The 12187-nt window shown below is 63.4% G+C and carries 14 protein-coding genes; 9 read left to right on the top strand and 5 right to left on the bottom strand.

The features are described from left to right. Window positions 1-20: 20 nt before the first annotated feature. Complete coding sequence (locus tag JOZ00_RS04140) at window positions 21-857, top strand: IclR family transcriptional regulator (RefSeq protein ID WP_293340023.1); 837 nt, start codon at window positions 21-23, stop codon at window positions 855-857. A 15-nt stretch (window positions 858-872) separates the two neighbouring features. Here the strand turns inward: JOZ00_RS04140 and pstS are convergent, their stop codons facing one another. After that, window positions 873-1985 carry a phosphate ABC transporter substrate-binding protein PstS gene (gene pstS / locus JOZ00_RS04135; RefSeq protein WP_293340020.1) on the bottom strand — a complete coding sequence of 371 codons (1113 nt, stop codon included), beginning with the start codon at window positions 1983-1985 and terminating at the stop codon, window positions 873-875. A 454-nt stretch (window positions 1986-2439) separates the two neighbouring features. Here pstS and JOZ00_RS04130 point away from each other — a divergent pair, with 454 nt between their 5' ends. The 3 genes from JOZ00_RS04130 to JOZ00_RS04120 all read left to right on the top strand — a co-directional run bounded on the left by JOZ00_RS04130 (window position 2440) and on the right by JOZ00_RS04120 (window position 3788). Continuing rightward, window positions 2440-2748, top strand: coding sequence for a DUF732 domain-containing protein (locus tag JOZ00_RS04130; protein ID WP_293340017.1), 309 nt, complete (start codon window positions 2440-2442; stop codon window positions 2746-2748). A gap of 73 nt (window positions 2749-2821) precedes the next feature. After that, complete coding sequence (locus JOZ00_RS04125; protein ID WP_293340014.1) at window positions 2822-3169, top strand: hypothetical protein; 348 nt, start codon at window positions 2822-2824, stop codon at window positions 3167-3169. Further along, window positions 3162-3788, top strand: a complete 627-nt coding sequence (locus tag JOZ00_RS04120) for a Dabb family protein (RefSeq protein WP_293340011.1) — start codon at window positions 3162-3164, stop codon at window positions 3786-3788. The genes JOZ00_RS04125 and JOZ00_RS04120 overlap by 8 nt, the downstream gene beginning before the upstream one ends. On the opposite strand, the gene JOZ00_RS04115 is transcribed toward JOZ00_RS04120, so the two are convergent. Both JOZ00_RS04115 and JOZ00_RS04110 read right to left on the bottom strand, forming a co-directional pair. Beyond that, window positions 3785-4672, bottom strand: coding sequence for an SDR family NAD(P)-dependent oxidoreductase (locus JOZ00_RS04115; protein WP_293340008.1), 888 nt, complete (start codon window positions 4670-4672; stop codon window positions 3785-3787). The two genes, JOZ00_RS04120 and JOZ00_RS04115, sit on opposite strands and share 4 nt — an antisense overlap. Then, window positions 4669-6570 (bottom strand): NAD(P)/FAD-dependent oxidoreductase, encoded by a 1902-nt coding sequence (locus JOZ00_RS04110; protein WP_293340006.1) that lies wholly within the window; start codon window positions 6568-6570, stop codon window positions 4669-4671. Before JOZ00_RS04110 ends, JOZ00_RS04115 begins: the two co-directional genes overlap by 4 nt. 131 nt (window positions 6571-6701) lie before the next feature. Here JOZ00_RS04110 and JOZ00_RS04105 point away from each other — a divergent pair, with 131 nt between their 5' ends. The 4 genes from JOZ00_RS04105 to JOZ00_RS04090 are packed head-to-tail and all read left to right on the top strand — an operon-like array spanning window position 6702 to window position 10106. Further along, window positions 6702-7181 carry a nuclear transport factor 2 family protein gene (locus JOZ00_RS04105; RefSeq protein ID WP_293340004.1) on the top strand — a complete coding sequence of 160 codons (480 nt, stop codon included), beginning with the start codon at window positions 6702-6704 and terminating at the stop codon, window positions 7179-7181. Continuing rightward, on the top strand, window positions 7178-8029 hold the full coding sequence (locus JOZ00_RS04100; RefSeq protein ID WP_293340001.1) for an SDR family NAD(P)-dependent oxidoreductase: 852 nt from the start codon (window positions 7178-7180) through the stop codon (window positions 8027-8029). Before JOZ00_RS04105 ends, JOZ00_RS04100 begins: the two co-directional genes overlap by 4 nt. Then, window positions 8026-9030, top strand: coding sequence for an alpha/beta hydrolase (locus JOZ00_RS04095; RefSeq protein ID WP_293339998.1), 1005 nt, complete (start codon window positions 8026-8028; stop codon window positions 9028-9030). Before JOZ00_RS04100 ends, JOZ00_RS04095 begins: the two co-directional genes overlap by 4 nt. Next, window positions 9030-10106: a hypothetical protein gene (locus JOZ00_RS04090; protein ID WP_293339995.1), complete on the top strand. Its 1077-nt coding sequence runs from the start codon at window positions 9030-9032 to the stop codon at window positions 10104-10106. Before JOZ00_RS04095 ends, JOZ00_RS04090 begins: the two co-directional genes overlap by 1 nt. A gap of 114 nt (window positions 10107-10220) precedes the next feature. Here the strand turns inward: JOZ00_RS04090 and JOZ00_RS04085 are convergent, their stop codons facing one another. Continuing rightward, on the bottom strand, window positions 10221-10523 hold the full coding sequence (locus tag JOZ00_RS04085) for a ferredoxin (RefSeq protein ID WP_293339992.1): 303 nt from the start codon (window positions 10521-10523) through the stop codon (window positions 10221-10223). Beyond that, entirely contained in the window at window positions 10523-11665 is a 1143-nt protein-coding gene (locus JOZ00_RS04080) for a Rieske 2Fe-2S domain-containing protein (protein WP_293339989.1), read from the bottom strand. Before JOZ00_RS04080 ends, JOZ00_RS04085 begins: the two co-directional genes overlap by 1 nt. A 101-nt stretch (window positions 11666-11766) precedes the next feature. On the opposite strand from JOZ00_RS04080, the gene JOZ00_RS04075 reads away from it, so the two are divergent. Further along, window positions 11767-12187 (top strand): FAD-dependent oxidoreductase (locus JOZ00_RS04075; RefSeq protein ID WP_293339986.1); only part of this gene is annotated, 421 nt, incomplete at its 3' end.

Here is a 12187-nt window from a genome sequence, read left to right as displayed (position 1 = left end):
CTTCAGCCTGAGAGGCCGCGATGGCAGCAACCGTGAAGACCCTCGAACCCGCCACGCCCACGGCCGTCATCGACCGCATCTCATTGGTTCTCGACGCATTCGACGGACCGGGGCGGCTGACGCTGGCCCAGATCGTCCGACGCACGGGCCTGCCGCGTTCATCGGCGCATCGCATGCTCGAGCGCCTGGTGCAGCTGCGTTGGCTGCGCCGAAGCGGTCGTGACTACGAGCTCGGCATGCGGCTGGTGGAGCTGGGGTCGCTGGCGGTGCACCAGGACCTGCTGGTGCGCGCGGCCGGCCCACTGCTGGGCGAACTGCATCGCGCGACGGGGCTCGTCGCCCACCTCGCGGTGCTGGACGGGCCCGACGTCGTCTATCTGGACAAGGTCGGAGACCGGATGAGCGACGCCGTACCCACCCGGGTCGGCGGTCGGCAGCCCGCGCACTGCACGGCGGTCGGCAAGGCCATTCTGGCCGACTGCGACCAGGACGCCGAATTGGATCTGCGGGTGCGCAAGACCAAGTACTCCATCTCGACCAATGCCCAGCTGGCGGTCGAACTGGCCAAAGTCCGAGCACATGGTGTCGCTTTCGAGCGCGAGGAGTCGCTGCTCGGGTTCGGTTGCGTCGCCGCGCCTATCGGCAACCCGGGCGAGGCCGTTGCCGCGGTGTCGGTGTGCGGCCCGATGAATGGCCTGACGTTCGATCAGCGACTGACCGCTCCGGTGCGCATGACGGCGATGGCGATCTGGCGCCAGGCCGAGGCCGGACCGGGACGGGTCGCGCCGACGCTGCAACCTCTGCGGCCGCTGCGTCCCCTACGCCCCGCGCCGCGACCGGTGCTGCAGTACGCGTGACGCTAGCCCGCGGGGTCACGCAACGGCATTGACCGCGGCCGACAATCTCGCCTTGAACGCATCCGGAATCGGAATATATCCGTTGTCCGCCAAACCATTCTGGCCCGTGCCGATCGTGCTCTGCAGGAACGCCTTGACGGCCATACCGAGCTGGGGGTCGGAATACTTGGAGCAGACGATCTCATAGGTGGCCAGCACGATGGGATACGAGCCGGCCTGGCTGGGCCGGTAGAACGAGATCGTGTCGAGCACAAGATCGTTGCCCTGGTTGATGATCCCGGCCGAACCGATCGTCTTGGCCACCGAGTCCGTGCTGATCGCGACCGGGTCCGGACTGGCCGAGGTGATGATCTTGGCCATGCTCAACTGGTCGGCCTGCGCGAACGACCATTCGTTGTAGGTGACCGCGCCTTCGGTGCGCTTGACGGCGGCGGCGGTCCCGTCGTTACCCATGGCACCTTCGCCGGCACCGCCGGCGAAGGTCTTGCCGGCGCCCTTGCCCCACGCACCACCCCCGGCGGTGTCGAGGTATTTCTGGAAGTTGTCCGTGGTCCCGGACAGGTCGCTGCGGTACACGACGTGAATTGGCTCGGCCGGTAGGGCGGCACCCTTGTTCAGGCCCTGGATAGCGGGATCGTTCCAGCTGGTGATGGCGCCGTTGAAGATCTTGGCGGCGGTCGGACCGTCGAGTACCAGCGTGGAGAGGCCATGCACGTTGTAGGTGATGGCGATCGGGCCGAACACCACCGGCAGGTTCCACGCCGGGGAGCTGCACCGCTGCTGGGCGGCGGCGTACTCCTTCGGGATGAGCGGTGAGTCGGAACCACCGAAATCGGTTTGGTTGCCGGTGAATTCGTTGATTCCGGCACCCGATCCGTTGGCGGTGTAGTTCAGCGTCTGGCCCGAACAGGCCTGCTCGAACGCCTTGACGAACCGGGTCATCGCATTGGCCTGGGCCGTCGAACCGCTGGCCTTGAGCGTCTTCTTTCCACCGCAATTGACATTTGCCGACGCCGCACCGGACGACGAACTCGGCGCACTCGACTGTTTATCGCTGCCGCACCCGGACAGCACCAGCGCAATGGCAGCCAAGGTGCACGCCACGGGACTAAATCGCTTGAGTTTCAATTTAGTTCCTCGAGTTTTAGTTTTGTCGGCTTTGAAAGCACACCGTGGTCACCGAGCCCGGCAGTTCCACGGGGAACGGCGTCGGCAAAGTGGAACAGTAATGCACATTCCACTCACCCGGACATCGTAGCGACCTGACGGTGAACTGGGAATGTGTTGTGAGCGCACATATGTAACCCATATCTGCCGCTGTCGTATACCGGCAGGACTGCATCACGCGGGTTCGGTCGACGTTGCGCCGCAACGGAATCAAAGCGAGTTATGGACGGCATTCCGCTTTACAGGTGGCCGTCGGGTGAACATAAAATGTACAACGGCTCCCCAGCCTGGTACCGGAGTCGGAGCGCCCGCCAGAATTAAGTAAAAAGGCCGAATCATCAGTTCTGGCGGTCCAACTCGGTCTCAGCACGGCATCTGAATGCAGGGAGCATCCGAAATGGTTACCCGTCTGCTAATGGCTACCGGAATCGCATCGATCGGCCTGCTGGCGGCAGCACCGATCGCTCAGGCCGACAGCACCGACCAGAAATTCCTGAACGCGCTGAAGGAACAGGGCATCACCGACGACGCGTCTGCCTCCCACGCGATCGAAGCCGCCCATTTCGTCTGCGTGCGGTTGGACAACGGTCAATCGGCGGCAGATGTGGCGCAGGACGTGATGAAAAGCAGCCACCTCCCCGAATTTCACACCGGCTTCTTCGTCGCTGAGAGCATCTACGCGTATTGCCCGCGGCACACGGACGAAATTCCACCGGGCAGTTAGGCGACCCGCACGACCATCCCGGTGGCCGGGATTTGAGCCTCATGACGCCTGAAGGCTCCCCTACAGTCCACGTGTGGCTAGTGGCGAAGTGTTCGTAATCGATCGTGTGCTGACCCGGCCCGGTTGTGCACGGCAGTTCATTGACACCTACCTCGCCGAGTACGCCCCAGGTGCCCGCGACCGGGGCATGACACTGCGCGACGTCCTGGTCAGTCCACCCATTTGGTTCGACGACCGGGTCAATACCGTCACCATCACATGGACCCTGCCCGACGTCCAAGCGTGGTGGAAGATGACGTGGCTGGGCCGGCCAGATCCGGCTTTGGCCGAATGGTGGTTGCAAATCAGCGAATTGGTGCAGGAGCGGTCCCGAACGCTCGCCGCGGCCGCTAACGACGTCGACGGCCTCTGCGATGTATAGCGTCACCCGGTTGCTCGACGTCTCTGAGCCGGATCGGGACCGGCTACTACGCGAGTTCCGTTGCGCCGCAACTGGGATTGGAGCGCCACACTGGGTCGTCCAGCCGACCCTGCCCGGAACCCGCAATGGCGGCGATATGCTCGTGCACCTTCGATTCCACCACGAAGACCATTGGCGCTGCCGCGCAGCCAGATTCGATGCATTGTTGACGGACCCGGCGGTGGCTAGGGTCAACGGGGCCAACTATTCGGGTGCACCCCAACGCTGCGCCGAAGGTCCGGGCACCGTGTATCGGACATTGTTACTGCGCGTGGCGCCCGACATCCCTGCGACCACCGTCGCCAGCTTCGAGCGTGAGCTGGCGTTGATGCCGCGTCACATACCGGCCATCCGTGCTTGGCAACTCAGTCGTGTATCGGAGGCTATCGGCGGTACGGGGTGGACGCACGTGTTTGAGCAGGAGTTCGCCGACGTCGACGGATTGATGGGCCCCTATCTCTGGCACCCGATCCATTGGGCTGTCGTGGACCGATGGTTTGATCCCGAGACCACCGACGTTGTCGTTCGCGACCGCGTGTGCCACAGCTTCTGCGCGATCGGCGACCGGGTGCTTGGTTAGATCCCCGCGGGCACGATGTTGGGGTTGGCCGTCGCCGGAGGCGCAAGCGGCGGCAACAATTGGCCCCCGTCCAGGCTGTGTACCGCCAGCTGCTGCGACCAGGGATAGTGCAGGCTGAACGCGACCAGCCCGGTCCGCTCGGCTGCGGGTAGATGGCACATCGCCAGCACGGTTTCGGCGAGGTACTCCACCGGTTCGGTCGGAAAGGACTCCGGAATCAGTTCTGACGCGCCAGGTGTCCGGACCGCCGACGAAGGGCCGACGCAGTTGACAGCAATGTTGGCGTCCAGCAATTCGGCTGCCACACCTTGGGTGAAGCGGTGCAGGGCAGCCTTCACCGCCGCGTAGAGCACGTCACCCGATGACTTGTTGTATTCACGGTACGGCCGCGCGGGGGGCAACCCGGTCACCGAACCGATGTTGACGATCCAGCCCTCACCTTGCTTGCGCATATGTGGCGCAGCGGCTTTCGTCAGAACGAAAGGCGTTCGCAGGTAATGATCCACAGTCCGGTCAAACGTCGCGAGGCTCATGTCTTCGATCACCGAGTAGTCGGCAAAACCGGCATTGTTGATCAAGATGTCGATGCGGCCGGTGCGCTCCACAACCTCCTCAAGCAACCGACGACGCTGCTGAGCATCCTCCAGGTTGGCCGCCAGGCCGAACGCTTGACCACCCGCACTCTCGATCAGGGCGACCGTCTCGCCAACGGTGCCCGGCAGTGTGCGGCTGGCGCCGCTTCGCGTCGATGAGGACGGCAGGTGGGACCGAGCCGTGACCGCGACCGTCGCGCCCTCGGCGGCCAACCGCTGCGCGATTGCCCGGCCGATCCCCCTGCTGCTTCCGGTCACTAAAGCTGTTCTACCCGAGAGCAATTGATTCATCGGAGTTCGAAGTGCTCTTCGATCGGCGCGCGGTGCTGATGCCAGAGGTCGACGAGGCGGTACGGCGTCGCCACCACCACCCGACCCGAACCCGAGCGGTAGTAGGTGTGCGCATTCGGCGTGTGACACCACACCGTGCCCGTCATCGCCTCGTCGATCCCGGCCACATAGTCGGTGTAGGCCTGCTGCGTCACTTCCATCGTTGTCGCTCCACGCAGCGCCATCAGTTGCAGGCATTCCATGATGTAGTGCGCCAGCACTTCCATCGAGAAGTTAGCGCCGGCACCGTGGCCGGGACTGTAGTTCGGCGCCGAATTGATGAACAGATTGGGGAATCCGGGCACTGTGCCGCCCCGATACGCGCGGGGGCTCTCACCCCACTCGTCTGAAAGCCTGCGCCCGTCGCGGCCGCGGATGTCGACGGTGGACAGGAAGTCGAGGTGGTAACCGGTGGCGTAGATGATGATGTCGAGCTCAATCTGTCTGCCATCCTTTGTCACAATGCCTCTGCGGTTGACCCCGGCAGGTTCGCTGGCTTCCACGTCCACGTGGTCTTGGGTAAGCGCCGCGTAATAGCCGCCCGGGTCCCGGATGATGCGCTTGCCGTAAGGCGCAAAGTCGGGGGTCACCTTCTTGGCCAGTTCGGTTCCGACACCGAAGGTCTCGTTGATGTACGTCATGCACATCTGCAAGAGCACATCGTTGGCGGGTGAGATCGACAGATGTGTTTTCGACCATTCTGGATCCTGCAGGATGACGGGATAGTTGTTGTCCGCCGTGCCCCAATACGACTTCAACCGATTCCAGTTCGCGTAGTACGGGAGGTGCCGACCCAGGTAGCGGCGGTACTCGGGAACATCATCAGTCGCTCTTTTACGGGGCGCCACCCAGTGCGGTTGCCGCTGGAACACGGTCAGGTGCTCGACATCATCGACACACGCGTCGACGATCTGTACTGCGGTACAGCCGGCACCGACGATCGCCACCCGCTTGCCGGCGAGATCCAGCGAAGGATCCCACCGCGCGGAGTGAATACTCGTGCCCGCGAATGTATCTCGGCCTTCGAGATCCGGCCATCGTGGGCGATTGAGGTAGCCCGCCGCAGTGATCACGACGCGCGCATGGGTGATGTCGAGTTCGCCATCGCGACTGACGCTACGAATCTGCCACTGCTCGCGGTCCTCATCCCACCACAGGGCTTCGACCTCGGTACGGAATCGGGTGTGCGCACGCAATCCGTATTTGTCGGCCAGCAGAACCAAGTAGTTCTGATACTCCGCGCCCTGCGGATAGTAGCTCGTCCAATTCGGGTTCACCTCACGCGACAACGAGTAGAACGCCGAGGGCGTGTCTACCCCGATACCCGGGTAGGTCGTCGTCAGCCAGGTACCACCGACTTCGTCATTGCGATCGAAGATCTGGTAACCGACCCCGAGGTCAGCAGCGGCGAGCGCGGCAATGATGCCGGCGATGCCCGCACCGATAATTGCCACGTTCGTTGTCTCGGGGATCGGCACCGTACGCGGCAGCACTGGTTGGGAGGGATGAAAACCGCCCTGCTCGAGCAACAGGGGAACGAACTCGTCATCGACTTCGGATCCCAGTGCCAGCGGTAGCAAGCGTCCAAAGAGATCGGGGTCGTCGGCAGGTACGGCCTTAGCCCCGCGCGGCGACCGCACCGCAGCAATCACCTCGTCGACCAGTTCTGCCGCGGTCGCAGGATCGGTGATGCCGGCCCGCTCCGGGGGGTCGGGGACGTGCGTGATCTTCGGCGCGAACCGGTCGACCACACTGCGGTCACCGGTCAGCTGCGCCAATACCGCAACGAGTACCCCCGGATCCGCCTTCAGCAGATTGGCCCGGAATTCGCCGGAATCTACGCGGGTGCCAGAACTCACGGCCGCAAGTATCAAGTCCTTCGCGCGCCGCGCGGGCGCGCTTGCCTACTGAGCGGGAGCTTGGAAGAAGGTGTTCCACTGACCGGACATCGTCCCTATACCCGGGGCCGCAGCGGAGTTGACTCGCGCCCATGAGCGACGAGGTTACGCTTTCCGAACTGCAAGAGTTCATCGCGGGCTTCTGGTATCACTACGACGAGGCGCACTACGACGCCCTGGCGAATTGTTATGCCGAGGACGTGCACTACGTGACCCGAAGCGACTCGGGTGCAAGTCCTTTCGAAGAGTTGATGTCGCCCGATCTGCGCGGTCGCGACTCGGTCATGAAGTGGCTTGCCGAGCATCGCAAACAGAGCCCCTACCCGTTACGCCACCACGCCACCAACCTGCACCGCACCAGCACCGGCGGTGAGATCACTCGCGCGCGCTTCTATATTTTCGTCAACCAGATCGCCAACTTCGTCCCGTTCGCGGTATCCACCGGCATAGCCAACGTCGCCGTGTGGCGCGGCGCCAAGGGGCTGGAGTTCACGGACATGGACATCGTTCTCGACACCACGAACTCGGTGCTCCTTTCCGGTGTCACCGCGGACAGCGCTGCCGGTTCGTGAGTGCCCGCGAAAAATTCTCTGGCGGCGTGGCCGTCATCACCGGGGCCGGTGGCGGTATCGGGGCGGGACTGGCGCGCCATGCCAGCCGATTGGGCATGACGGTAGTGCTCGCCGACGTCGACGCCGAGGCCATCGCGGCGCTACGCGTCGAACTCACCGCAGCGGGAACCGATGTGGTCGACGTGGTCTGCGACGTGCGCGACCCCGGTGCCCTACAAGGGCTGGCGGAGAGCACCTACAGGGACCTCGGACCAGTGCGACTGCTGGTGAACAACGCTGGAATCGAACAGTTCGGCTATTTGTGGGACACGCCCGTCGCCAATTGGAGGCGTGTGATCGACATCAACATCAGCGGAGTCTTCTACGGTTTGCGGGCGTTTCTGCCAAAGATGATGGCGACCGATGATCCGGCCTGGGTGTGGAACCTTTCGTCGGTCGGCGGCGTGGTGACAATTCCATTGCAAGCGCCTTACATCACCAGTAAGCATGCCGTGCTCGCAATGACCGAGTGTCTGTACCTCGACGTCCAGTCGGCCGGACACGATCACCACATCCACGTGCAAGCGGTGCTGCCGGGTGCGGTGGTATCCAGCATCTTCGAATCCGCGGGTGGCGTCGACGCCGATGAGGCCGCCGATAGAACTGGTGTCAATGCGGCCGAGGCGCAGCGCGCGGCCATGCTGGAGATCAAGACGCGTGCCATGGATCCGCTGGCGGCCGCCGAGACCATATTCGAGCAGGCGGCGCAGGGTCGCTTCTATCTGCTCACCCAGCCGGACTATGTGTCGGCAGCTATGACCGATCGGGCGAATGTCCTTATCGAACAACATCCCCCATCACGACGATGACCTCTGAAATCGCCCAAGCAACCCTGGATCCCGACGCCGCCGCGCGAATTGCATCGTTCGGCGACCTCCCGCCGATGCGCCAACGTGGATTGGCCGCGGTGCGCGCCGCAATCGAGGCCGCGCCGCTTCCCCAGGATATGCCAGAGATGGCCAGGATCACCGACCGCATCATCCCCGGGCCGGCTGCTCCCATCCCCCTCCGAATCTACTGTCCCACAGTCGATTCCCGGAGTCCGGTTCTCGTTTTCTTCCACGGGGGCGGACTTGTCATGGGATCAAACCACTCGTTCGAACCGCTGGCCAGGGCGCTGGCAGCGGCCGCGGACGCGGCGGTCGTGGCGGTCGATTACCGGTTGGCCCCCGAGTGCGCACCGCCCGCCCAGTTCGAAGATGCCTATGCCGCAACCGAATGGGTATCGCAACACGCTCAGGAAATCGGCGTCGACGGCGAACGGCTCGCGGTTGTTGGCGACAGCGCTGGTGGTTCGCTGGCGGCGGCGGTTGCCCTCGCCGCGCGCGAACGTGGCGGCCCCGCCATCTGCGTGCAGGTGCTGTTATATCCGGGACTGGATCGGGACATGGACGCCGCGTCGATCACCGCGCTGGCGAATGCGCCGATGCTGCGCCGCGACGATATCGACTACCTGCATGCACTTGCCGACGGTGACGCGGGTCCGCCTCGTGATCCCTACCTCGTCCCCGCCTATGCCGCCGATCTGTCCGGACTGCCGTCGGCGATCGTGGTAACGGCGGAAGCTGATCCGATCAGAGATTGGGGTGAGGGATATGCGGTCCGCCTGCGCGATGCGGCGGTGCAGACCACCATCACCCGCTATCCGGGGATGTACCACGGCTTTCTGATGCGGTCTGATGTAACCGCACGCGGTCGTCTGGCCATCGCCGAAGTCGGCGGACTGCTGCGCGCGAAGTTCGCTCACCCATTGCCAGTCCAGCAATTCCGATGTAACACCAATCAACCCACTGCAGAAGGAGACACCTGATGCTCACCGATGATCGGCGATGGGAACTCTCCGACGTATTACGACCCGCCGCACCACCTCGCGAGATCGACACCGTCTATACCGACGACCAACGTGACAGACTGCTCGACGTCGTACGCAGCGAGGGCCCGTGGAAGCTGATCATTGCGCAACACTTCGCGTCAGCCGACGAATTGATCGCAACGATGAGCGGTGCCTTCCCAGAGGGATTTTCGCCCTCGCTCGACTTGTTTCTCACTCCGACCTTCCGCGGCTATCTCGCCAACTATGGCGCCGTGCTCTACCCGCAGCTGCACGACTGTTTCTACAATCCCCGGTTCCTGCAAATGGCCAAGGACTATTGGGACGCCGAGTATGCCAAACCTCAATTGATGCTTTTCAACATCAACGGACCCTGCGCGAATCGCGATCCTGGGCATCTGGATTCGCCCAGCTTCCGCGGTGTGCGGCACGAGAACGCGCCTACATGGCTCACAAGCGTCATGGGTAAGTCGGGCCTGTTCGGCGACTACCTGATCAAAATGGCGCAGGTGATCACCTGGTTTTCCCTCGACCAATCCAGTGGATTCACCTACTGGCCCGACGGTCCGCTCCGGGCGCCGAAGCGCGTCCTCCCGCCCGTCTACAATCGCGGCGTCGTCGTGCAGAACGAGATGATGGTGCATCGCGGCGAGGCGAATGGCCCTCTCGATCAACAGGTTCCGGCCGGATTGGCATTCGACACTGTGTTCACCGGTGACCCGAACGACCGCGACCAGTGGCTGCTGAAAAACGGTGATGCGGTCATCGCGCGCCACCATACCGCCGAACTGCGGTTCCTCGTGCACTGGTCGGCCGAGGTGTTCTCCGATTTCGACGAACTCAAAACGAACATGGACGGTTCCGACGACCTGACCATCGAGCGGGCCATCGACATCATGGTCGATGATGTCAACGGGCGCGGGATCAAGCTCGACATTCCCGTTGAGCCGCTGCATGATCCGGCGTTCATCAGTGCGCTCAATGCCGCCTACGACCTGGGCGGCCCATCCAGCTACCCCGACGAGGCGCCGCTAAGCGCCTTCCAGTTGGCGTGAACCAAAAAGGATTGCACCCTGCAGCTTTTCGCTGATCGACGCGTCATCGTCACCGGGGCTCGCTCGGGTGTTGGCTTAGGCTCGATGGCGGGGCGTACGCCGGACAGATCCGAACTATAAAGCCGCGCCGACTCTTTCGTCGACGATGGTCAGGTCGCCGCATCGCACCGCGTCGGTGATCGACTCGCCCAGGGCTGCGCAAGCAAGGAAGACGCCACGATCGGCGTGCGCCGACATCTTCTGCGCTTCGGCGCGTTCAGCACAACGTGCCGAAGCGTCTGCGTTCCACTGCACGCTTGTCTGGTTCCACGTGCTCTTGCGAGCCAGTACCCGTGCTCCGCAATTGCGACACGTGACGGGCGACATGGGCATCTCGTCGAGGCGATTATCCCGCCCGGCCGACGAATCGAATGTCATCACACTGAGCCCGCGCCGGCCGCCTGGGCCGACATGTTGGCCTCGACCTCCTTCATCCACGCCTCGTAAGGCCGGGTGGTGTCGAGTTCGAACTCGAAGCGGTCCACCATATCTGGCTGCACGTCGGCCACATCGACATAGAACTGCTGATACCAATGGCGCAGCTGGTAGACCGGACCGTCCTCCTCGACCAATAGCGGGTTGTCGATGCGCGCCTTATGTCGCCAGATCTCCACATCCTGCTCGAACCCGAGTTTGACGTAGTCCCCGAGGCTGATCGCGGTCTGCATGGCTTGGTCGTCGGGTAGCGCGTCCGATTTCTTGACAATGATCCCGTATTGCAGGACAAAGGAATTCGAGTCGATCGGATAGTGACAATTGATGAGAATCGTGTTGGCGTCACCGTGCTCGTAGTGATAAGTCAGGTCGTCGATCATGAAAGATGGGCCGTAGTACGACGCCACTGATGTCGTACCCAGCATCTGCGAACCAACGCTGCCGCCCATATCGGGCCGACTGCCACCGTTCATGTACTGCGTCGCCACGTGCCCCTCGAAGATGTTTTTGAAATATGTGGGCAACGAGCCGTGGATGTAGAAAAAGTGCGCCATGTCCACAACGTTGTCGATGATTTCCCGGCAGTTGCTGTTCACGACCGTGGTGTACCAGTGCCAGTCAGTCCAGTCGTCGCGCGTGGCGCCCTCGATGCGCGGGATCGTGACGTCCGGCGGGGGCGGTCTGCGCTCGGGATCATTCCAGACGAATAACATGCCGTCCTGTTGCAGCGTGGTCCACGCTTGCGTGCGGGCCAGTTTGGGGGTGCGCTTGCTGTAGGGCACTTTCTTGCATCGCCCGTCGCCGCCCCAGCGCCAGTCGTGGAACGGGCACGCGATCTCGTCGCCCTTGACCTCGCCCTGAGAAAGGTCACCGCCCATGTGCCGGCAGTATCCGTCGAGCACGTTGATGTTCCCGTCCCCGCCGCGGAAGACGACGAGCTTTTTGCCGAAGGCGGTGATCGCGTGCGGCTTGCCGTCACCGAAATCTTTGGTCAGGCCCAGGCAGTGCCAGCCGCGGGCGAACCGTGTCGGTGCGGCCTGCGCTTCAATGAGCCGAACTTCGTCGGCCTCGGTCTGCGACGTCATGGGCACGATTTAACTCCCCACGCCGGTTGATGGGGATGGCTTGTTCCACTGACCAGGACGGCTCGTCCCGCGTGACACCGCTCCGGCATACCGTTTCGAACGTGACGACGCAGAGCACGACTATCCCTGCCGGCCTCAGGGTCGCCGACGCGACCGTCGACCTGCTGGTCGTCGGCTCCGGAACGGGCCTCGCGGCGGCCCTCGCCGCCCACGAATTGGGGCTATCGGTGCTGGTAGTGGAGAAATCGTCCTATGTGGGCGGCTCGACCGCGCGGTCCGGTGGCGCGCTGTGGCTGCCCGCCAGCCCGGTGCTGCGGGACGCCGGTGCGCACGACACCGCACAGAGCGCGGCGACGTACCTGGATTCGGTCGTCGCGGGCTCGGCGCCCCAGCAGCGGTCAACCGAGTTCCTGACGCATCTACCGGCGACGGTCGACATGCTGCGCCGGACGACTCCGCTGCGACTGTTCTGGGCACGCGACTATTCCGACTATCACCCCGAAGAACCTGGCGGCAGCGCGG

Origin of the sequence: Mycobacterium sp. (assembly GCF_019243155.1) — a bacterium.
Lineage (GTDB): Bacteria > Actinomycetota > Actinomycetes > Mycobacteriales > Mycobacteriaceae > Mycobacterium.
This window is presented reverse-complemented; position numbering and strand designations above follow the sequence as displayed.

Coding starts and splice junctions, on each gene's coding strand:
- JOZ00_RS04120 (WP_293340011.1), top strand. CDS start 3,162: ATGTATAGCGTCACCCGGTTGCTCGACGTCTCTGAGCCGGATCGGGAC.
- JOZ00_RS04105 (WP_293340004.1), top strand. CDS start 6,702: ATGAGCGACGAGGTTACGCTTTCCGAACTGCAAGAGTTCATCGCGGGC.
- JOZ00_RS04130 (WP_293340017.1), top strand. CDS start 2,440: ATGGCTACCGGAATCGCATCGATCGGCCTGCTGGCGGCAGCACCGATC.
- JOZ00_RS04080 (WP_293339989.1), bottom strand. CDS start 11,665: ATGACGTCGCAGACCGAGGCCGACGAAGTTCGGCTCATTGAAGCGCAG.
- JOZ00_RS04140 (WP_293340023.1), top strand. CDS start 21: ATGGCAGCAACCGTGAAGACCCTCGAACCCGCCACGCCCACGGCCGTC.
- JOZ00_RS04115 (WP_293340008.1), bottom strand. CDS start 4,672: ATGAATCAATTGCTCTCGGGTAGAACAGCTTTAGTGACCGGAAGCAGC.
- JOZ00_RS04085 (WP_293339992.1), bottom strand. CDS start 10,523: ATGACATTCGATTCGTCGGCCGGGCGGGATAATCGCCTCGACGAGATG.
- JOZ00_RS04095 (WP_293339998.1), top strand. CDS start 8,026: ATGACCTCTGAAATCGCCCAAGCAACCCTGGATCCCGACGCCGCCGCG.
- JOZ00_RS04090 (WP_293339995.1), top strand. CDS start 9,030: ATGCTCACCGATGATCGGCGATGGGAACTCTCCGACGTATTACGACCC.